The sequence below is a fragment of the Achromobacter sp. EB05 genome (assembly GCF_044232075.1).
GTDB lineage: Bacteria > Pseudomonadota > Gammaproteobacteria > Burkholderiales > Burkholderiaceae_B > Achromobacter > Achromobacter dolens.
Genome location: NZ_CP155917.1, coordinates 2611398 through 2628471, shown reverse-complemented (window position 1 = coordinate 2628471; position 17074 = coordinate 2611398). Strand labels below are relative to the sequence as shown.

General features: G+C 68.7%; 21 protein-coding genes. 6 read left to right on the top strand and 15 right to left on the bottom strand.

Going from position 1 to position 17074, the window contains the following annotated elements:
* Nucleotides 1-37 precede the first annotated feature (37 nt).
* The gene (locus AAID08_RS12095) at nucleotides 38-1048 is read right to left on the bottom strand and encodes an aldo/keto reductase (protein WP_395757676.1); all 1011 of its coding nucleotides are present in this window, start codon (nucleotides 1046-1048) and stop codon (nucleotides 38-40) included.
* A 171-nt stretch (nucleotides 1049-1219) separates the two neighbouring features.
* Nucleotides 1220-2278 carry a serine hydrolase gene (locus AAID08_RS12090; RefSeq protein WP_064524487.1) on the bottom strand — a complete coding sequence of 353 codons (1059 nt, stop codon included), beginning with the start codon at nucleotides 2276-2278 and terminating at the stop codon, nucleotides 1220-1222.
* A gap of 190 nt (nucleotides 2279-2468) precedes the next feature.
* Here AAID08_RS12090 and AAID08_RS12085 point away from each other — a divergent pair, with 190 nt between their 5' ends.
* The gene (locus AAID08_RS12085; RefSeq protein ID WP_395757675.1) at nucleotides 2469-3488 is read left to right on the top strand and encodes a tripartite tricarboxylate transporter substrate-binding protein; all 1020 of its coding nucleotides are present in this window, start codon (nucleotides 2469-2471) and stop codon (nucleotides 3486-3488) included.
* Nucleotides 3489-3549: 61 nt separating this feature from the next.
* Here the strand turns inward: AAID08_RS12085 and AAID08_RS12080 are convergent, their stop codons facing one another.
* Nucleotides 3550-4110 (bottom strand): TetR/AcrR family transcriptional regulator, encoded by a 561-nt coding sequence (locus AAID08_RS12080; RefSeq protein ID WP_231132919.1) that lies wholly within the window; start codon nucleotides 4108-4110, stop codon nucleotides 3550-3552.
* Nucleotides 4111-4213: 103 nt separating this feature from the next.
* On the opposite strand from AAID08_RS12080, the gene AAID08_RS12075 reads away from it, so the two are divergent.
* Nucleotides 4214-4684, top strand: coding sequence for a hypothetical protein (locus tag AAID08_RS12075; RefSeq protein ID WP_064524485.1), 471 nt, complete (start codon nucleotides 4214-4216; stop codon nucleotides 4682-4684).
* A 114-nt stretch (nucleotides 4685-4798) separates the two neighbouring features.
* Nucleotides 4799-5320: a hypothetical protein gene (locus AAID08_RS12070; RefSeq protein WP_054502789.1), complete on the top strand. Its 522-nt coding sequence runs from the start codon at nucleotides 4799-4801 to the stop codon at nucleotides 5318-5320.
* Nucleotides 5321-5419: 99 nt separating this feature from the next.
* Here the strand turns inward: AAID08_RS12070 and AAID08_RS12065 are convergent, their stop codons facing one another.
* The 9 genes from AAID08_RS12065 to AAID08_RS12025 form a co-directional block, all read right to left on the bottom strand.
* Nucleotides 5420-5746 carry a hypothetical protein gene (locus tag AAID08_RS12065; RefSeq protein ID WP_054502790.1) on the bottom strand — a complete coding sequence of 109 codons (327 nt, stop codon included), beginning with the start codon at nucleotides 5744-5746 and terminating at the stop codon, nucleotides 5420-5422.
* Nucleotides 5736-6242 (bottom strand): DUF523 domain-containing protein, encoded by a 507-nt coding sequence (locus tag AAID08_RS12060; RefSeq protein ID WP_054502791.1) that lies wholly within the window; start codon nucleotides 6240-6242, stop codon nucleotides 5736-5738. The genes AAID08_RS12065 and AAID08_RS12060 overlap by 11 nt, the downstream gene beginning before the upstream one ends.
* A 13-nt stretch (nucleotides 6243-6255) precedes the next feature.
* Nucleotides 6256-6945, bottom strand: coding sequence for a VIT family protein (locus AAID08_RS12055; protein WP_054502792.1), 690 nt, complete (start codon nucleotides 6943-6945; stop codon nucleotides 6256-6258).
* A 58-nt stretch (nucleotides 6946-7003) separates the two neighbouring features.
* Nucleotides 7004-7441, bottom strand: a complete 438-nt coding sequence (locus AAID08_RS12050) for a PaaI family thioesterase (RefSeq protein ID WP_054502793.1) — start codon at nucleotides 7439-7441, stop codon at nucleotides 7004-7006.
* Nucleotide 7442: 1 nt separating this feature from the next.
* On the bottom strand, nucleotides 7443-8333 hold the full coding sequence (gene mmsB / locus AAID08_RS12045; protein WP_054502794.1) for a 3-hydroxyisobutyrate dehydrogenase: 891 nt from the start codon (nucleotides 8331-8333) through the stop codon (nucleotides 7443-7445).
* Between the two features lie 80 nt (nucleotides 8334-8413).
* Nucleotides 8414-9589: an enoyl-CoA hydratase/isomerase family protein gene (locus AAID08_RS12040; protein WP_395757674.1), complete on the bottom strand. Its 1176-nt coding sequence runs from the start codon at nucleotides 9587-9589 to the stop codon at nucleotides 8414-8416.
* Entirely contained in the window at nucleotides 9586-10740 is a 1155-nt protein-coding gene (locus AAID08_RS12035) for an acyl-CoA dehydrogenase family protein (RefSeq protein ID WP_054502796.1), read from the bottom strand. Before AAID08_RS12035 ends, AAID08_RS12040 begins: the two co-directional genes overlap by 4 nt.
* A 209-nt stretch (nucleotides 10741-10949) precedes the next feature.
* Entirely contained in the window at nucleotides 10950-11297 is a 348-nt protein-coding gene (locus AAID08_RS12030; RefSeq protein ID WP_054472210.1) for an RnfH family protein, read from the bottom strand.
* Nucleotides 11287-11721: a type II toxin-antitoxin system RatA family toxin gene (locus tag AAID08_RS12025; RefSeq protein WP_006385176.1), complete on the bottom strand. Its 435-nt coding sequence runs from the start codon at nucleotides 11719-11721 to the stop codon at nucleotides 11287-11289. Before AAID08_RS12025 ends, AAID08_RS12030 begins: the two co-directional genes overlap by 11 nt.
* Nucleotides 11722-11825: 104 nt before the next feature.
* Between AAID08_RS12025 and smpB the strand changes: the two genes are divergently transcribed.
* Nucleotides 11826-12293, top strand: coding sequence for an SsrA-binding protein SmpB (smpB, locus tag AAID08_RS12020; RefSeq protein ID WP_006385177.1), 468 nt, complete (start codon nucleotides 11826-11828; stop codon nucleotides 12291-12293).
* Between the two features lies 1 nt (nucleotide 12294).
* Here the strand turns inward: smpB and AAID08_RS12015 are convergent, their stop codons facing one another.
* The 3 genes from AAID08_RS12015 to AAID08_RS12005 form a co-directional block, all read right to left on the bottom strand.
* Entirely contained in the window at nucleotides 12295-13485 is a 1191-nt protein-coding gene (locus AAID08_RS12015) for a GGDEF domain-containing protein (RefSeq protein ID WP_054502797.1), read from the bottom strand.
* 26 nt (nucleotides 13486-13511) lie between these two features.
* The gene (locus AAID08_RS12010) at nucleotides 13512-14438 is read right to left on the bottom strand and encodes an SPFH domain-containing protein (protein WP_006385179.1); all 927 of its coding nucleotides are present in this window, start codon (nucleotides 14436-14438) and stop codon (nucleotides 13512-13514) included.
* Between the two features lie 150 nt (nucleotides 14439-14588).
* Nucleotides 14589-15029, bottom strand: coding sequence for an NfeD family protein (locus AAID08_RS12005; protein ID WP_006394517.1), 441 nt, complete (start codon nucleotides 15027-15029; stop codon nucleotides 14589-14591).
* Between the two features lie 156 nt (nucleotides 15030-15185).
* Here AAID08_RS12005 and AAID08_RS12000 point away from each other — a divergent pair, with 156 nt between their 5' ends.
* Both AAID08_RS12000 and AAID08_RS11995 read left to right on the top strand, forming a co-directional pair.
* Nucleotides 15186-15923, top strand: coding sequence for a glutamine amidotransferase (locus AAID08_RS12000; RefSeq protein ID WP_395757673.1), 738 nt, complete (start codon nucleotides 15186-15188; stop codon nucleotides 15921-15923).
* Nucleotides 15924-16034: 111 nt separating this feature from the next.
* Nucleotides 16035-16877 (top strand): bifunctional transcriptional activator/DNA repair enzyme AdaA, encoded by an 843-nt coding sequence (locus AAID08_RS11995; protein WP_080977580.1) that lies wholly within the window; start codon nucleotides 16035-16037, stop codon nucleotides 16875-16877.
* Nucleotides 16878-17074 lie beyond the last annotated feature (197 nt).

The window sequence follows — 17074 nt, the reverse complement described above, 5'->3', positions numbered from 1 at the left end:
GCGCGCGGGCGGCGCCACGCGCCGCCCCTGCCCGCCGTCAGGCCACCGTGACCGGACGGCCGTGGAACGGATAGTTGGGATCGTTGTAGCCGTGGGTCGAGGCGTGGCCCGGCGTGACCCAGCTGTCCACCAGCGCCTCGTCCTCGGGCGTGATGGCGACGTCCAGCGCGGCGTAGTAATCGTCCATTTGCGCCAGCGTGCGCGGGCCGGCGATGACGCCGGTGACGATCGGATTGGCCAGCACCCAGGCGGTGGCGAAATGGCCCGGCTGCACGCCGCGTGCGGCGCTGTGCTCGAGCAGCCGCTGCGCGATCCGCAACGACTCTTCCCGGAACTCGGTGGCCAGGATGCGGCGGTCGCCGCGCCCGGCGCGGGTGTCGGCGGCCGGCGCCTGGCCCGGCAGGTACTTGCCGGTGAGCACGCCGCGCGCGATCGGGCTGTACGGCACCACGCCCAGGCCGTAGTGCTGGCAGGCCGGCAGGATCTCGACCTCGGGGCCGCGATTGAGCATGTTGTAGTACGGCTGGCACACCACCGGCTGCGGCACGCCCAGTTTTTCGCACAGGCGCAGGGTTTCGGCGATGCGCCAGCCGCGGAAGTTCGACAGCCCGAAGCTGCGCAGCTTGCCGGCGCGGATCAGGTCGCCCAGCGCCCACAGCGCTTCTTCCAGGTTTTCCTCGTGGTAGTCGCGGTGCAGGTACAGGATGTCCAGGAAATCCGTGCCCAGCCGCGCCAGGCTCTGCTCCACGCCGCGGATCAGCCACTGGCGCGAATAGTGCGACTGGTTCGGGCCCTTGCCCACCACGTTGCCGATCTTGCTGGCCAGCACCCAGTCGTGGCGCTGCCCTTGCAGCAGCTTGCCCACCACTTGCTCGGAACGGCCGTCGTTGTAGACGTCGGCGGTGTCGATGAAATTCAGGCCGTGGTCGCGCGCGGAAGCGACGATGCGCGCGGCCTCGTCATCGGGCGTCTGCTCGCCGAACATCATGGTGCCCAGGCACAGGGGCGATACGCGAAGGTTGCTTGATCCGAGACGGCGGTAGTTCATGGCGAAATCCTTGGTCGGCGCGCGGGGTGCGCGGGGGAAGCGAAACAGGAAGCGGTGCGGCGCGCCCGGGGCGCGGCGGGGCAAAGGGTCATGTTGCCAGAAGCCGGCCGGCATGCCGCTGAAAATCCCTGCCCCGGGCAGGGACTCCACCGACGACGCGTCGGCGGCGTGTCAGGCCGGCTGGGCGTCCACCGCCGCCAGGATCCTGCCGAACAGCGCGTCTGCGTGCGCCGAATCGAGCCAGCGCACGATCGCCACCAGCTTGCGTTCGGGCTCGACCCAGGTGAACGAACTGCCCGCGCCCACGCCGAAGAAACTGGACGCCGGCACGCTCGGAAACACGCGGCCCTCGTGGTTCAGCCAGATCAGGTAGCCATAGTACGGCGCGATCGCGCAGGGCTGGCGCATGGCGTTGATCCATTCCGGCGACAGCACCTGGCGGCCGTCGGCCGCGCGGCCCTGGTTCAGCAGCATCTGGCCGATCAGCGCCTGGTCGCGGGCGCTGATCGACATGCCGCCGCCCCAGTGCGAGCCGCCCGGCACCGACGGCATGCGCTGGCCGTCGATCTCGACCCAGGCGTTGTCGTAGCCGACCCACTGCCAGTTCTCGCTGGCGCCCAGCGGCCGCGTGACGGCCTCGCGGAACACCTCGGGCAAGGGCCTGCGGAACAAGTGCAGCAGCGCATACGACAGTTGGTTGATGCGCACGTCGTTGTATTCCCAGTACGTGCCCGGCGCCTGCAAGGGACGGGCCTCGCCCTTTTTGCCGTCGGGCGGCACGCCGAAGGTGACGGCGCGATAGCGGTCGGCCTGGTCGGAGACGCCGAAGCGCTCGCCTTCCCATTCGCTGGTCTGCTGCAGCAGATGGCGCCAGGTGATGTCGGCGTTGCGTCCATGATCGAAGCCGATGCCGGGCACGCGCTTGCCCACCGGCTCGTCGACGTCCGGCAGCAGGCCGCGGTCGTGCGCCAACCCGGCCAGGATCGCCAGGTACAGCTTGGCCACGCTGAAGGTCAGGTCGGCGCGGTCGGGATCGCCCCACGCGGCGATCTCGCGGCCCTCGCGCAGCACCACGCCCGACACCGGGCCCCGGTCGTGCAGCGGGCCCAGCAGGCGGTTCCAGGGCGGCGGATCGTTCTGGTGCACGCCGAAGACCCCGTTGACGCTGCGGTCCCAGGCGGTTTCGTGGTCGTTGGCGAACTGGATCGCCTGCTGCATGAGCGCGTTCATTGTTTTCCCTTGTGTCGTCGTCGGGTGTTGGCTGATGGCGCTAGCGAGTATATCCACCCGGCCGCGCCGCAGCGCCCGTCCGCGCGTTATGGCCACGGGCAATAAGCAACTCGGGAATCAATCGTTGGCGCGCGCCGCCGCGAACGGTAGAGTCCAACGCCCCGCATCCCTCGATGACATTTTCCGCCTCATGCCTGATCGCTTCATCTCTATCGCCGAGCGCGCCGCCCGCGCGACCTTGCCGGCCCTGCGCGGCGCCCGTGTCCGCCTCGGCGCCGCCTTGCTGGCGCTGGCCGCCTGCAACGGCGCCGCGCACGCCGAATCGCGCGTCGTGCGCATCGTCGTGCCGTACGGCACCGGCGCGGTGCAGGACACCATCGCCCGCGCCATCAGCGACGAACTCGGCCGCGCCCTGGATGCGTCCATCGTGGTCGAGAACCGCGCCGGCGCCGGCGGCACCGTCGGCACCGCGCAAGTGGCGCGCGCGGCTCCCGACGGCAACACGCTGGTGCTGGCCGCGGCCAGCCACCACATCGCCGGCTACCTGTACAAGAACCTGAGCTACGACCCCTACAAGGATTTCACCGGCGTCGCCTACCTGGGCAACACCGGCTACATCCTGCTGGCGTCCTCGACGCTGAAGGTGGCCAACACCGCCGAATTCATCCAGGCCGTCAAGGCCAAGCCCGACGCCTACGACTACGCCTCGGCCGGCAACGGCAGCGCCTCGCACCTGGGCATGGCCTCGCTGCTGGCCGCCGCCGGCGCGCGGATGCAGCACATCCCGATGAAGTCCACCGGCGACGCCGTGACCGAGCTGCTGGCCGGCCGGGTGCAGGCCGTCACCGCCGCCACCATCGGCGTCACCGGCTACCGCAACGATCCGCGCGTGACCTTCCTGGCCTACACCGGCAAGCAGCGCTCGCGCTTCGCCCCCGACCTGCCGACCGTGGCCGAGAGCGGCCTGCCCGGGTTTGCCTTCGATTCGTGGCTCGGATTGCTGGCGCCGGCCGGCATCGCCCCGGCCGAACGCGACCGCATCAACGCCGCCGTCAACCAGGCGCTGTCCGATCCCAAAGTACAGGCGCGCCTGGCGGCGCTGGGCGTCGAAGCCGAAGCCAAATCGCCCGCGCAATTCCAGCAGTTGCTGAAAGCGGACTGGGAGGCCACAGGCGGCCTGGTGGCCGCCTCCGGCGCCCGCGTCGAATAGGCGGAACGAAAGATGTTCCCGGCAGGCCGCCGGCAGCGGCCGCTCGGCCGGGATACGCCGGCTAGCGCTGGCGCACGCCTTCCAGGAACATATCCGTGATGAAATCGGCCAGCGCCTCGCGCTCTTCGGCATTGGGCTCGCGGCGCGTGAAGCGCTCGATCACCCCCATGAACGCGTGCGACAGCCATTCCGGCGGAATGTCCTTGCGGAACACGCCCGCGCGCTGGTCGATGCGCACGTTCTCGGAAATCATCTCGACCAGCTCGTCCTTGAGCGCCTCGGCCGCATCGACCTGGAAAAAACCGATGCGCGTCAGGTTGGGATCCTCTTGCAGGATCGCCAGCCAATTGCTGACACCGCGGCGCACCCGCACCTCGACCGGCAGGTCCTGGTCGTCGGACAGCCGCGCCTGGCAGACCTCCTGCCGCAACCGCTGCGCGAACATGCCCACGAGCTCATCGTACGCCGCCTGCTTGCTGGCGAAATACTGGTAAAAAACGGGTTGCGTCACCCCCGCGCGGGCAACAATATCGCTGATCCGGGTGTGCTGGAAACCGCGCTCGGCGAACTCCGCCGCCGCCACTTCCAGCAGTTGCAACCGGGTGCGCTCACCTTTCGTCAAACGCTTTTCTTGCGGTACAGATGGGGGTATTGCCGTCGTCATCGCGTGAAAATACTCTCATTCCGGCTTTTTTGCCATACATTCCTGCATACATAGGATCCTGATGCGCCGACTATCGCGCCCGCTGCACGCTTTCTGCGCCGCCGTGCTCCTGCCGGCCCTGGCGGGCTGTGTACCTTACCCCACTTACAAGACCCTGCAGCCGCGTGCGGCCATCGCTGTGCAGGACGAAGCCGGGCAACCACTGGCCGGCGCCCGCGTGGTGCTGATCGCCGGCGCCTACCCCTATGGCTACGACCGATACCGAGTCGAACAGCGCACCGGCGCCGACGGCCGAGCGGACTTCGATGCGCGCCATGAATGGCGGGTGGAGGTGCTGGCGATCCATGGCTCGGAACAGTTCTTCTGGAACTGGTGCGTCGAAAAGGCCGGCTACGAGACTTACGCCACCCACGACCGCAATGCCGAGGCCTTCGACGCCAAGGCGGTCGTCCGGCTCAAGGCCGGTGTGTCGCAAACCTGCGACAACCCCAATGGTTCGCCGTTCATGCGCGAGACCCGCACAAGCCCCTGAAATCACTTGAAATCTTCGTAATTCTTGACACAACTATTGCGTCGCCTCGGCGTTACAGTACGGTATCGTCGGCCGCCGCAGCACGTGGACGTCCGACGGCTCAGGAGCAAGATCATGAAGCGGTTTACAGGTCGTATGGTCGGCGTCGCGCTGGCACTGGCCTTGGCAAGTTCCCCCGCGCTGGCGGGCGGGTATCGTGGCGGCTATCACCATCACCACGGCGGTGGCGGCGGCAACGGCTGGTGGATTGGTGGCGCGTTTGCGCTCGCGGCCACCGGGCTGATCCTGGCGGCCAATAACTCCGGACCGAGCTACGTACAGACCGGCGTCTACGCCCCGGGCGTGGCCTACTACCCGCCCCCGGTGTACACGGCGCCCGTGTACGAGGCGCCGCCTGTCTATGAAGCGCCGCCCGTCTACCAGGCCCCGGCACAATACGCTCCGGTGCAGTACGAACCGACCCCTCCGGTCAACCGGGCGCAGGCCAGCGCCTCGGCCGACTGCCAGCGCTGGGCCATGAACCAGAGCGGCTACGACCCGGCAACCATTTCGCAATGGACCACCCAGGTCATGGTGGACACCTACAACCGCGCGCTGGATTCCTGCATGAACAGCCGCGGTTACCGGGCCAACTGACGACCATCGCGCCCACGGCGCGTCAGCCAGGGAGGAGCCCCGCCAGGGCCTCCTCCCTGTTGTTTTCACGGCCGTTGACGCCCGCGTGCATGGCGCCCCTCAACCGCGCCCGCCGCCCCATCCGCGCCAGGCGAAAAACGCCCCGGCCAACAGGGCCAGCGCGGCCGGCAGCACCCAGACGAAGCCGCTGTCGGTGTAGACAACCCCATCGACCGGATCGTAGTAGCGGCCCAGCTCGTTGAAATCCCACTTCAGGTACTGCGCGTACCAGAGCCAGAAGAAGAACGCCGACAGCGCCAACGACACCACCGCCCCGGCCCGCGCCAGCAGGCGCCCGCGGCCGGTGCCCGCGATCAGCCGCCAAGCCGACAGTACGCCGGCCGCCACGGCTACCAGGACCAGCCAGTCGCCGACGTTAAAGCCCATGCCCCGCCTCCAGGCGCGCCAGGCAGGCAGCGGCGTCCGCCCATTGCCCTTCGCTGAACACGCGCACCCCGGCATCGGCCAGCAATTGCGCGGTCACGCCCACGCCCGGCCGCCGCTGCCCCGAAAAGCTGCCGTCGTAGACATACCCGCTGCCGCAGGACGGACTGCCCTCCTTGAGCACCGCAATGCGGATGCCGCGCTCGCGCGCAGCGGCCAGCGCCAGGTGCGCGCCGCGCAGGAACGGCACGGTGGCATCCTCGCCCGACACCGCCATCACGCGGGCGCGGCCGCCCAGCACGTCAGCGGCATTGGCGCCCGGCTCGATCTCGGCGGGCGGGCGCGGAATCGGCATGCCACCCGCCACCTCCGGACAGACTGGCACGACCCGGCCTTCATCGAGCCAGCGCGCCAGGATCGCGTGGCCTCGCGGCGCCGAGCGGCCGTCGTAGCGCACGGGGTGGCCCAACAGACAGGCGCTGACCAGGACGTATTGCATGAGCGGGAAACCCCTAGACCACGGTGCCGAACAAGGCGCCGACGCCAGCCGTCACCGCCATCGCCAGCGCGCCCAATATCGTCACCCGCACCGCCGCCGGCCCCTTGGGCGCGCCCCCGGCGCCAGCCGCCAGGGCCCCCAGACAGGCCAGACAGGCCACGGACGCGCCGATCACCCAGCCGATAAGCTGCGGCAACGGCGCCACCGCGGCCACCGCAAGCGGCAACGCGGCGCCGCCGGCGAACGAGGCGGCCGAGGCCACCGCCGCCTGCACCGGCCGGGCGCGATTGTGGATCGAGATGCCGAGTTCGTCGCGCGCATGCGCGTCAAGCGCGTCGTGGCGCGTCAGTTGCCGCGCGACCTGCTCGGCCAGGTCCCGCGACAGCCCGCGGCCGACGTAGATCTCGACCAGTTCCTCGAGCTCTTCGCCCGAGTTGCGCTTGAGCGAACGCTGCTCCATGCGCAGGTCGGCGGCCTCGATATCGGATTGCGACCGCACCGAGACGTATTCACCCGCCGCCATCGACAGCGCCCCGGCCACCAGGCCGGCCAGGCCCGAGGTCAGCACCGCCTCGTGCGAGGCCTGGGCGGCCGCGACGCCGGTGATGAGGCTCGCGGTGGAGACGATGCCGTCGTTGGCGCCGAGCACCGCGGCGCGCAGCCAGTTGCTGCGGAAAATCCGGTGATGTTCTTTGGAAGGCATTGCCGTGGACCCGTTCAAGGCGCGACAAGGCTGGCGGCGGACGGCCGCCGCCAGCGGCTCAACGCGGCGTCACGCGCACCGCGGTGAGCAAGCCTATCACGCAAAGCGTGGCCTGTTCGCCCTCGTAGGCATGCACTTCGACCTGGCAGATCGACAGGCGCTTGCCCGGCTTGACCACGCGGCCGCTGGCCACGTAGCGCTCGCCCTTGGCGGGCGCCAGGAAGTTCATCTTGAACTCCGAGGTCAACACGTCCTCGCCCGGGTGGAACAGGCTGAAGGCGGCATAGCCGCCGGCCGAATCGGCGATGGTGGTGGAGATGCCGGCGTGCAGGAAACCGTTCTGCTGGCACAGATCGGCGCGGTACGGCAGCACGATGTCCACCCTGCCCGGCTCGACCACGTCCAGGCTCGCGCCGAGCAGCCGCATGATGCTCTGCCGCTCGAAGCTCGCCTGGACCCGCCCGGCCGGATCGACACAAGTCGCGGGCGCGGCCATGTCAGTCCTGGTCGCGCTTGACCAGATTGACGATGCTGGAGAAGTCCAGCCGGCCCGAGCCGCCCGCGCTGTGCAGCGAATACAGGTTGCGCGCCAGTTCCCCCAGCGGGATCGAGGCGCGCGCCGACAGCGCCGCCTCGGCCGCCAGGCCCAGGTCCTTGAGCATCAGGTCGACGCCGAAGCCGCCGGCGTAGCCCTTGGAGGCCGGGGCGTGTTCCATCACGCCGGGCCACGGGTTGTACAGCTCGGTGGCCCAGTTGCGGCCAGAGCTCTTGGCGATGATGTCCGACAGCACCTTGGGATCGAGGCCGTTGGCCACGCCCAGCGCCAGCGCCTCGGAGGTGCCGGCCATGAGGATGCCGAGCAGCATGTTGTTGCAGATCTTGGCGACCTGGCCGGCGCCCGCGGGCCCGGCGTGGAAGATGTTCTTGCCCATCTTCTCCAGCACCGGACGGGCGCGCTCCAGCGCGGCGGACTGGCCGCCGACGATGAAGGTCAGCGTGCCCGCGGCGGCGCCGCCGGTGCCGCCCGAGACCGGCGCGTCGATCATGGCGATGCCGCGCACCTCGGCGGCCTGCGCCACCTTGCGGGCCGAGTCCGGCGCGATGGTGCTGCACTCGATCACGAGCGCGCTGGACGCAATCTTGCCCAGCAGGTCCTGGTCCAGGTACAGGCCTTCGACGTGTTTGCTGGCCGGCAGCATCGAGATCACCACCTCGGCCCCCTTGACCGCCTCGGCGGCCGAGGCCGCGGCCTTGGCGCCCGCATCGGTCAGCACCTTGACCGCCGCCGGCACCAGGTCGAACACCGTCAGGCTGTGGCCGGCCTTGACCAGATTCAATGCCATGGGCGCGCCCATGTTGCCCAAACCGATAAACGCGATACTGCTCATGATGTCCTGTCTCCTGTTGCTATTGCTGTAGGTATGAAATCAGTGTTGCGACGCGATGCCGGCCCGCTCCGCGGCGGACGTCAGCGGCCTTCCTTGCCCAGGTCGTCCAGCGGATGCGGCTGGCCCTCGGGCCAGGGCTCGTCGAAGAACTTCTGCACCCAGGCCTCGGTGGCCATGTCCAGCACCGCAGGGTTCCAGCGCGGCGTCTTGTCCTTGTCGATCAGCAGCGCGCGGATGCCCTCGGCGAAATCGCCATGCGCGGTGCAATGGAGCGCGGCGATGTACTCCGCGCGGAAAACATCGTCCAGCGACCGCAGCCGCATGCGCTGCTGCAGCGCGAACGACAGCCGCAGCGAACCGGGCGAACCGGCCAGCATGGTGGCGGCGGCGCGCGCCAGCCACGGGTCGGCATGGTCCTTCAGGCCGGCCAGTTCCTCGTAGATCTCGTCCAGGCGGTTGCCACTGCACAGGCTGTTGATCATGAACGAGTGCTGGCGCAGGTGACCGCCCTCCAGCGGCGTCTGCGGTTCGAGCGCCGTCAGCGCCCGGCGCAACAGGCCGTCGTTGATCGAGCGCGGCGGGATCGCATCCTCCGCGCCGCCTGCGGCCTGGCCGGCCCAGGGCTGTTCCTCCAGCGAAGCCAGCAGCTTGGGCCAGTCTTCGTGGTTCAGGCGGAAGTCCGCCAGGCCGGCGAAAAACGCGTCGGCGGTATTGATCTGCGCGCCGGTCAGCGCCAGGAACACCCCGATGCGGCCCGGCATGCGGTTCAGCAGCCAGCTACCGCCGACATCGGGAAACAGGCCGATGGAGATTTCCGGCATCGCCAGGCGCGAGGTCTCGCTGACCACGCGGTGGCTGGCGCCCATCATCAGGCCGATGCCGCCGCCCATGACGATGCCGTGGCCCCAGCACAGCACCGGCTTGGGGTAGCTGTGGATGCGGTAGTCCAGGCGGTATTCATGCTCGAAAAAACGGCGCGCGTAGGCATTGCCCCACGCGCCCTTGCCGGCGTTCTCGGTCATGCTGCGGTACAGGCCATGCAGGTCGCCGCCGGCGCAGAAGGCCTTCTCGCCCGCGCCCTGAAGCACCACCAGCGCCACCGCCGGATCGCGCGCCCAGGCGTCCAGGCGCTCTGCCAGCAGGTCGACCATCTCCAGCGACAGCCCGTTCAGGGTCTGCGGCGAATTCAGCGTCGCGATCCCGAAGCGCATTCCATTGGCGGTGGCCCTTTCTTCGAACAGCACCGGTGCATTCATCTTATGTCGGCTCCTTTTTCCAACAATTGGCGGGCGATGATCACGCGCATGATCTCGTTTGTCCCCTCCAGAATCTGATGTACGCGAGTATCGCGCACCAGACGCTCCAAGGGATAGTCCCGCAGGTAGCCATAGCCGCCGTGGATCTGCTGGGCGTCCAGGCAGATCTGGAAGCCCATGTCGGTGGCAAAGCGCTTGGCCATCGCGCAGTAGGTGGCCGCGTCGGGCGCGCCGGCGTCCAGCTTGCAGGCCGCCAGCCGCACCATCTGGCGCGCCGCCACCAGGTGGGTGGCCATGTCCGCCAGCTTGAATTGCAGCGCCTGGAATTCCGCCAGGCGGCGGTTGAACTGGCGCCGCTCGTCCATGTAGCGGCGGGCCGCGTCCAGCGCGCCCTGGGCCGCGCCCACCGAGCAGGTGCCGATATTGATGCGGCCGCCGTCCAGGCCCTTCATGGCGATCTTGAAGCCCTCGCCCTCCTCGCCCAGCAGGTTGCCGGCGGGCACACGCACGTTCTCGAACACAATCGGACGGGTGGACTGGCTGTTCCAGCCCATCTTCTCTTCCTTGCGGCCGTAGCTGATGCCCTCGCTGTCGGCGGGCACGGCAAAGGCGCTGATGCCGCCCGCGCCCTCGCCGCCGCTGCGCGCCATCACCACCAGCAGGTCGGTATCGCCGCCGCCCGAAATGAAGGCCTTGGCACCATTGAGCAGGTAGTGGTCGCCCTGGCGCTGCGCCCGGGTCGACAGCGACGCGGCGTCGGAGCCGGCGCCCGGTTCGGTCAGGCAGTACGAGGCCAGCTTCTGGCCGCTGGCCAGCAGCGGCCCCCAGGCCTCGCGCAGGGCCGGCTGGCCCCACTTGCCGACCATCCAGGTGGCCATGTTGTGGATCGTCAGGAACGCGGTGGTCGACGGATCGACGGCGGCCATTTCCTCGAACACCAGGGTGGCGTCCAGGCGCGGCAGCCCCAGGCCGCCGATGTCCTCGCTGGCATAGATGGCGCAGAAGCCCATCTCGCCGGCGCGCGCGAACGCCTCCTTGGGGAAGATGCCCTCGGCATCCCACTGCGCCGCATGGGGCGCCAGTTCGCCCTCGGCATAGTCGCGCGCGGCCTGCGCGAACGCGCGCTGCTCGTCGGTCAGTTCCAAGTCCACAGCCTGTCTCCTGATGTCATCGGTATTGTCTGTTGGCGTTGCTGCCGTCTCGTGAACGTCAGCCAGGCCATTTTGACATGACGTTGACGTAAACGTAAGTGTGCGGCGCAGTCAATCTTACGCCGGAAGCGCCGGCGCGATTTGTCCTATTGATGACAATGTGGCGGCAGCCCGCCGGGCTCCGGCGGCGCGCGCCCCGGGGCCGACTGCTACAGCAATCCGGCCGGACGCACGCGGCCGTTGCGAGCGGTCCTGGCGCGCCGGTGCTCGGCGCGGCGGCGGCGCGATTCCTTGGGATCGAAGCTCAGCCCGCGGTAGATCTCCACCCGGTCGCCGTCCGCCAGCGGCGTGGCGGCCTCGACCGCGCGGCCGAACACGCCCACGCCCCGCTCCCAGGGCTGGACCACCGGGAAGGCCTGGGCGAAGCCGCTGGCGCGCAGGGCGTCCGCCACGGTCGCGCCGGCCGGCAGCCGCACCTCGCGCAGCCAGACCTGGGCCGACAGGGCATAGCAGACCGACACGGCGATCTGTCCGTCGGCGGACGGCTCATTCCCCATACTTGGCCTGCGCGCGCTTGGTGAAGGAATCGATGAAGCTGGTGGCGATGCGGTTGAACACCGGCCCCACCACCATCTCCAGCGCCCGGTTGGAAAAGGCGTATTCCATGGTGAACAGCACCTTGCAGGCATCCTCGGCCAACGGCTGGAACTCCCAGTGCCCCACCAGGCTGGAAAAAGGGCCATCGACCAGTTCCAGGTCGATGCGGTCGGGGTAGACGTGCCGGTTGCGCGTGGTGAAGCGCTGCTTCATACCCGCGAAACTGATCAGGATGGACGCCTGCATGCCGTGCTCGTCGCGCGTCTGCACCTCGGCGCCGCCACACCACGGCATGAACTCGGGGTACTTTTCCACGTCGGCGACCAGGTCGAACATCTGGGCGGCGCTGTAGGGCACCAGGACGGATCGCTGTACTTTGTGCATCGACTATCGCAAATGGCTAGAATGATAGGATTTTACCGGCACTGCGCCGCCGGGGCGCAAACGAGCACAAACGAAGAACAAACGGGCATATTGGGCCCCACAAGATGAGCATTATCGATAACCGCAAGGCCACGCACGACTATTTCATCGAAGACCGCTACGAAGCCGGCCTGGTTCTCCAGGGCTGGGAAGTCAAGGCGATCCGCGATGGCCGCGTGCAGCTCAAGGAAAGCTACGTCATCGTGCGCGATGGCGAACTGTTCCTGCTGGGCATGCACGTCAGCCCCCTGCCCACCGCGTCCACGCACATCCACCCGGACGCCATGCGCACCCGCAAGCTGCTGCTCAAGGCCGAGGAAATCAGCAAGCTGATCGGCAAGGTCGAGCAGCGCGGCTACACGCTGGTGCCGCTCAACCTGCACTACAAGAACGGCCGCATCAAGCTCGACTTCGCGCTGGGCCGCGGCAAGAAGCTCTTTGACAAGCGCGACACCGCACGCGAGAAGGACTGGCAGCGCGAGAAGGAGCGCATCATGAAGCACGACACGCGGGCGTCGCGCAAAGACAGTTGAATCAGGCGGCCGCCGGCAGCGGCACGCGCTCGGCCGGCTGCATGCCCGGCCCCAGCACCCGGTTGCGGCCGCCCTGCTTGGCCGCGTACAGCATGCGGTCGGCGCGCTCAAAAAAGGCCTGCAGGTTCTCGCCCGGCAGCCACTCCGCCACCCCGGCGCTGAACGTATAGGCAATCACGCTGCCGCCATGGGCGCAGGGCGTGCGCTGCACCGAGTCGAGCAAGCGCTGCGCCACGTCCATCACGGCGTCGCTGCGCAAATCGGCGAACAGCACGCTGAATTCCTCGCCCCCCACCCGGCCGACATGATCGCCGGTTCGCAACGTGGCCGTGGCAAGCAGGCCGAAATGGCGTAGCACCGCGTCGCCGGCGGCATGGCCGTGCGTATCGTTGATCCGCTTGAAGTGGTCGATATCCAGCAGCATCAGGGACAATGGCCGCCGCGTGCGCAGCGCCTGGGCGCAAAAGCGCTCCGCCTGCAGCCACCATGCCTTGCGCGACATCAACCCTGTCAGGAAATCGGTGCTGGCCTCATGCTCGCGATCGGCCAGCATGCGGTCGTGGATGATCATGATGGTGCCCAGCGTCAGGCAGGGCATCGCCAGCACGCCCAGCGTCATGAACACAATGTTCCAGTTGGTTGGCTGCAGCAGGAAATCGGCCCGGGCCACGCCGGACGCGAACAGCACCGACCGCAGCGCGCAGGTCAGGCCGGAGATCATCGCCACCGACCAGACGAAGTAATAGCTGTAGCGCGAACGGTTGGCGGGCAGCCCCCGCCACACCGCCGCCGCCACCGCGAACATGAAGCCCATCTGCAGCGTCGACATGGCCACGATGCGGGGCGCCACCTGGTTGTCCAGGTAGGTATATCCCGCCAGCACCAGCCAGGCCGCGCCGCAGGCCAGCCCCATCAGGTGGCGCGGCACCCGCTGCCCCAGCAGGCGCCGGATCCCGGTGTAGTAGGCGCACAGCGCCAGGCCGATCAGCACATTGGGCAGCACGATCGACAGCCAGCGCGGCGCCTCGGTGGCCTGCAGCCCGAACAGAAAAAACGCCAACAGCGTGAGCAGGTTGGCGCGTATGGTTTCGCGGATCCCGGCCATGCCGCTGCGCGCCAGGGACCCCAGGACACACAGCGATAGCACTCCCGTCAGTACTGCGATCGACAGCAAATGGACGGGAGCGATCATGGGCAATGCGCCAGGCGGCGCGCGGTTCAGCTATTGCGGGTGGACTTGACGATGGTCATGGCCGAGGCAATCATGCCGCCCACGTCCGACAGGTTGGCCGGCAGGATCAGCGTGTTGCCTTCCTTGGCCACGTTGCCGAAGGCCTCGACGTAGCGCTCGGCCACCTTCAGGTTGACCGCTTCCATGCCGCCGGGCTGGCGCACGGCGTCGGCCACCTGCGTGATGGCCTTGGCGGTGGCTTCGGCGATCGCCAGCACCGCCGCGGCCTCGCCCTGGGCCTGGTTGATCTGGGCCTGCTTCTCGCCTTCCGAACGGGCGATGGCCGCTTCGCGTTCGCCCGTGGCGATGTTGATCTGTTCCTGGCGGCGGCCTTCCGAGGCCGCGATCAGCGCGCGCTTCTCGCGCTCGGCGGTGATCTGCGCCTGCATCGAGCGCAGGATCTCGTTGGGCGGGGTCAGGTCCTTGATCTCATAGCGCAGCACCTTCACGCCCCAGTTCAGCGCCGCCTCGTCCAGCGACGACACGATGGTGCTGTTGATGGCGTCGCGTTCCTCGAAGGTGCGGTCCAGTTCCATCTTGCCGATCACCGAGCGCAGCGTGGTCTGCGCCAGTTGCGTGATGGCCGAGATGTAATTGGACGAACCGTACGACGCGCGCATCGGGTCGGTCACCTGGAAGTACAGCACGCCGTCCACCTGCAGTTGGGTGTTGTCGCGCGTGATGCAGACCTGGCTCGGCACGTCCAGCGGGATTTCCTTGAGCGAATGCTTGTACGACACGCGCTCGATGAACGGGATCACGAAGCCGGCGCCCGGCGACAGTACGCGGTCGAACTTGCCCAGACGCTCGACCACCCAGGCGTGCTGCTGGGGGACGATGGCGATCGCCTTGATGACGATCAGGATCGCCAGTGCGACGATAACGAGCAGGACGATAGTGGAAGTGTCCATCATGGTGTAGTGCCTCTTCTGGGGTGAATGCGGTGACGCGCCTGCCCGCGATAGCCAGGGCGCCTGCTGCGGCCGGCCCGTCTGCGCGGGTCCGGGTCCTGCCTTGGAACGGGCCGGCGCGCAAAGGCAAGGAGCCTTCCACGCCGCCACGCCCTAGCGCGTGGCGCCGGTCGCGTCCCCCTTCGGAGTCAGGACCAGGCGCGTGCCGCGCATTTCGGTGATGATGTGTTCGCCGCCGTGGGCCGGCTGTCCCTCGGCCAGTTCCGCCTGCCAGTGCGCGCCGCGGTACCAGACGCGCGCGGTGCCGTCCTGGCTCCAGGCTTCCACCTTGACGGTCTGGCCGATGTCCAGGTTGACGTCGGCGTTGCGCGAGGCGTCGACCTCGCGCTTTTTCAGGACGCGCGTCTTGCGCAGCACCAGCAGGCCCAGCAGCAGCACGACGCCACACGCCACCAGTTGCCATTCCAGGCCCGCCAGCAGCCAGGCGGCGACGCCGCCCGCGGCCAATCCCAGCGCCACCAATAGCAGGTAGAAGGTTCCTGTCGCCAGTTCGCCGATGAGCGCCAGCGCGGCCAGCCCTAACCAAATCCACATAGTTACGTTTGCCTGAAAGGATGAGTCGGTCAGCGGATTGTACGTATTTCCATGACGCCGCGGTGACGCCCCCGCCCACCTCGGACAATCGCCTGGATTATGATGTGCGCTGGCTGCCGTCCCCGGCCGCTGGCATTTACCACGCATACACCCCCAATGACCGCTGCAATCTCCCCCGCCCGTCCCGTCCTCATCCTGCACACGGGCGACCCGGACGATACGCTCAAGAGCCAGTTCGGCGGCTATGCCGAACAGTTGGCGCGGGCCTCCGGCCTGGCGCCCGACGCCCTCGAAGTGGTCGCCGTCCACGCCGGCGAACGGCCGCGCGCGCCGGACCAGTACCGCGCCGCCCTGATCACCGGGTCGCCGGCCATGGTCACCGACCTGGAACCCTGGAGCGAAGACACCGCCGCCTGGTTGCGCGAAGCCGCCGCGGCCGACCTGCCGATGTTCGGCATCTGCTACGGCCACCAGCTCCTGGCGCACGCCCTGGGCGGCAAGGTGGGCTACAACCCCGCCGGCCGCGAAGTCGGCACCCAGACGGTCGAACTGCTGCCCGCCGCCGCTGGCGACAAACTGCTGGCCGGCCTGCCGCCCACCTTCCCGGCCCAGATGCTGCATGCGCAGACCGTGCTGCAGTTGCCGCCCGGCGCCGCCGTGCTGGCGCGTTCCGACCTGGACCCGCACCAGATGATCCGCATCGGCCGCAACATCTTCTCGACCCAGTTCCACCCCGAATTCGGCCCCGATTTCGTGCGCGCCCACCTCGAACGCTTCGGCCGCCGCTACGCCGCCGAAAACCTCGACGTGCCCGGCCTGTCCGCCAACGTGCGCGCCACCCCGGTGTCGGGCGAACTGGTGCGCCGCTTCCTGGACGCCTACGCGCCCGCCTGAGGCCCCGGCCAGGGGCACAGGCCGCTCCCGGCAACAACCGGAGTGCGGCGCGGGCAGGCCTTTGAGAACATGGTCGAAAGCGCGCAAACCGGCGCGCCCCTGGAGCCCGACATGACCCACGCCGCCCCCTTGAGCAAACAGCACGCCGCCGCCGTCGAACGCGCCTGCCGGGCGCTGGAGGCCGAGCAGCCGCCCGACCTGAACACGCTGGCCGAACAGGCCGGCATGAGCCGCTTCCATTTCCACCGCATCTTCAAGGCGGCCACCGGCATCACGCCCAAGGCCTACGCCAACGCGCTGCGCGCCGACCGCGCCCGCCAGCAGCTGCGCCAGAGCGCCAGCGTCACCGACGCCATGTACGGCGCCGGCTTCAACTCCAGCGGCCGCTTCTACGAGGCGGCGCCGGCCATCCTCGGCATGACGCCCACCGCCTTCCGAAAGGACGGCGAAGGCGTCGAAATCCGCTTCGCCGTGGGCCAGTGCGCGCTGGGCGCCCTGCTGGTGGCGGCCAGCGACACCGGCATCTGCGAAATCGCGCTGCACGAAGACCCCGAACAACTGGTGCGCAACCTGCAGGACCGCTTCAAGGCCGCCCGGCTGATCGGCGCCGACCGCGAATTCGAGCAATGGATGGCGGCGGTGGTCGGTTTCGTCGAAAACCCCTCGGTGGGCCTGCACCTGCCGCTGGACGTGCGCGGCACCGCGTTCCAGCGCCGCGTCTGGGAGGCGCTGCGCGAGATCCCGGTGGGCACTACCGTCACCTACACCGACATCGCCGAACGCATCGGCTCGCCGCGTTCGGTGCGCGCGGTGGCGCGGGCCTGCGCCACCAACAACATCGCGCTGGCGATTCCCTGCCACCGCGTGGTGCGCACCGACGGCTCGCTGGCCGGCTACCGCTGGGGCATCGAGCGCAAGCGCGAACTGATCGAGCGCGAGGCCAAGGCGGCCTGATTCCAGGGCGCGCCCCCACACGGCGCGGTCGGCCGCGGCGCCCGCCTCTTCCAACGCCGCGCGCGCCAGGCGCCAGGCGCCAAGCGCAAGCCTCGCACGCGCCACCGCCGTGCCCCAGGCGACGTTTTCACCTTGGGACGGCCCGATGGCAAAAAAAACCCGCGCCATCCCTGGCGCGGGTTTTTTGCATGCGGACC

Coding starts and splice junctions, on each gene's coding strand:
- mmsB (WP_054502794.1), bottom strand. CDS start 8,333: ATGAGCAGTATCGCGTTTATCGGTTTGGGCAACATGGGCGCGCCCATG.
- AAID08_RS12015 (WP_054502797.1), bottom strand. CDS start 13,485: ATGATCGCTCCCGTCCATTTGCTGTCGATCGCAGTACTGACGGGAGTG.
- smpB (WP_006385177.1), top strand. CDS start 11,826: ATGAGCATTATCGATAACCGCAAGGCCACGCACGACTATTTCATCGAA.
- AAID08_RS12060 (WP_054502791.1), bottom strand. CDS start 6,242: ATGCAATACGTCCTGGTCAGCGCCTGTCTGTTGGGCCACCCCGTGCGC.
- AAID08_RS12030 (WP_054472210.1), bottom strand. CDS start 11,297: ATGGGGAATGAGCCGTCCGCCGACGGACAGATCGCCGTGTCGGTCTGC.
- AAID08_RS12010 (WP_006385179.1), bottom strand. CDS start 14,438: ATGATGGACACTTCCACTATCGTCCTGCTCGTTATCGTCGCACTGGCG.
- AAID08_RS12040 (WP_395757674.1), bottom strand. CDS start 9,589: ATGAATGCACCGGTGCTGTTCGAAGAAAGGGCCACCGCCAATGGAATG.
- AAID08_RS12025 (WP_006385176.1), bottom strand. CDS start 11,721: ATGCACAAAGTACAGCGATCCGTCCTGGTGCCCTACAGCGCCGCCCAG.
- AAID08_RS12095 (WP_395757676.1), bottom strand. CDS start 1,048: ATGAACTACCGCCGTCTCGGATCAAGCAACCTTCGCGTATCGCCCCTG.
- AAID08_RS12075 (WP_064524485.1), top strand. CDS start 4,214: ATGCGCCGACTATCGCGCCCGCTGCACGCTTTCTGCGCCGCCGTGCTC.
- AAID08_RS12090 (WP_064524487.1), bottom strand. CDS start 2,278: ATGAACGCGCTCATGCAGCAGGCGATCCAGTTCGCCAACGACCACGAA.
- AAID08_RS12005 (WP_006394517.1), bottom strand. CDS start 15,029: ATGTGGATTTGGTTAGGGCTGGCCGCGCTGGCGCTCATCGGCGAACTG.
- AAID08_RS12000 (WP_395757673.1), top strand. CDS start 15,186: ATGACCGCTGCAATCTCCCCCGCCCGTCCCGTCCTCATCCTGCACACG.
- AAID08_RS12065 (WP_054502790.1), bottom strand. CDS start 5,746: ATGGGCTTTAACGTCGGCGACTGGCTGGTCCTGGTAGCCGTGGCGGCC.
- AAID08_RS12050 (WP_054502793.1), bottom strand. CDS start 7,441: ATGGCCGCGCCCGCGACTTGTGTCGATCCGGCCGGGCGGGTCCAGGCG.
- AAID08_RS12055 (WP_054502792.1), bottom strand. CDS start 6,945: ATGCCTTCCAAAGAACATCACCGGATTTTCCGCAGCAACTGGCTGCGC.
- AAID08_RS11995 (WP_080977580.1), top strand. CDS start 16,035: ATGACCCACGCCGCCCCCTTGAGCAAACAGCACGCCGCCGCCGTCGAA.
- AAID08_RS12085 (WP_395757675.1), top strand. CDS start 2,469: ATGCCTGATCGCTTCATCTCTATCGCCGAGCGCGCCGCCCGCGCGACC.
- AAID08_RS12070 (WP_054502789.1), top strand. CDS start 4,799: ATGAAGCGGTTTACAGGTCGTATGGTCGGCGTCGCGCTGGCACTGGCC.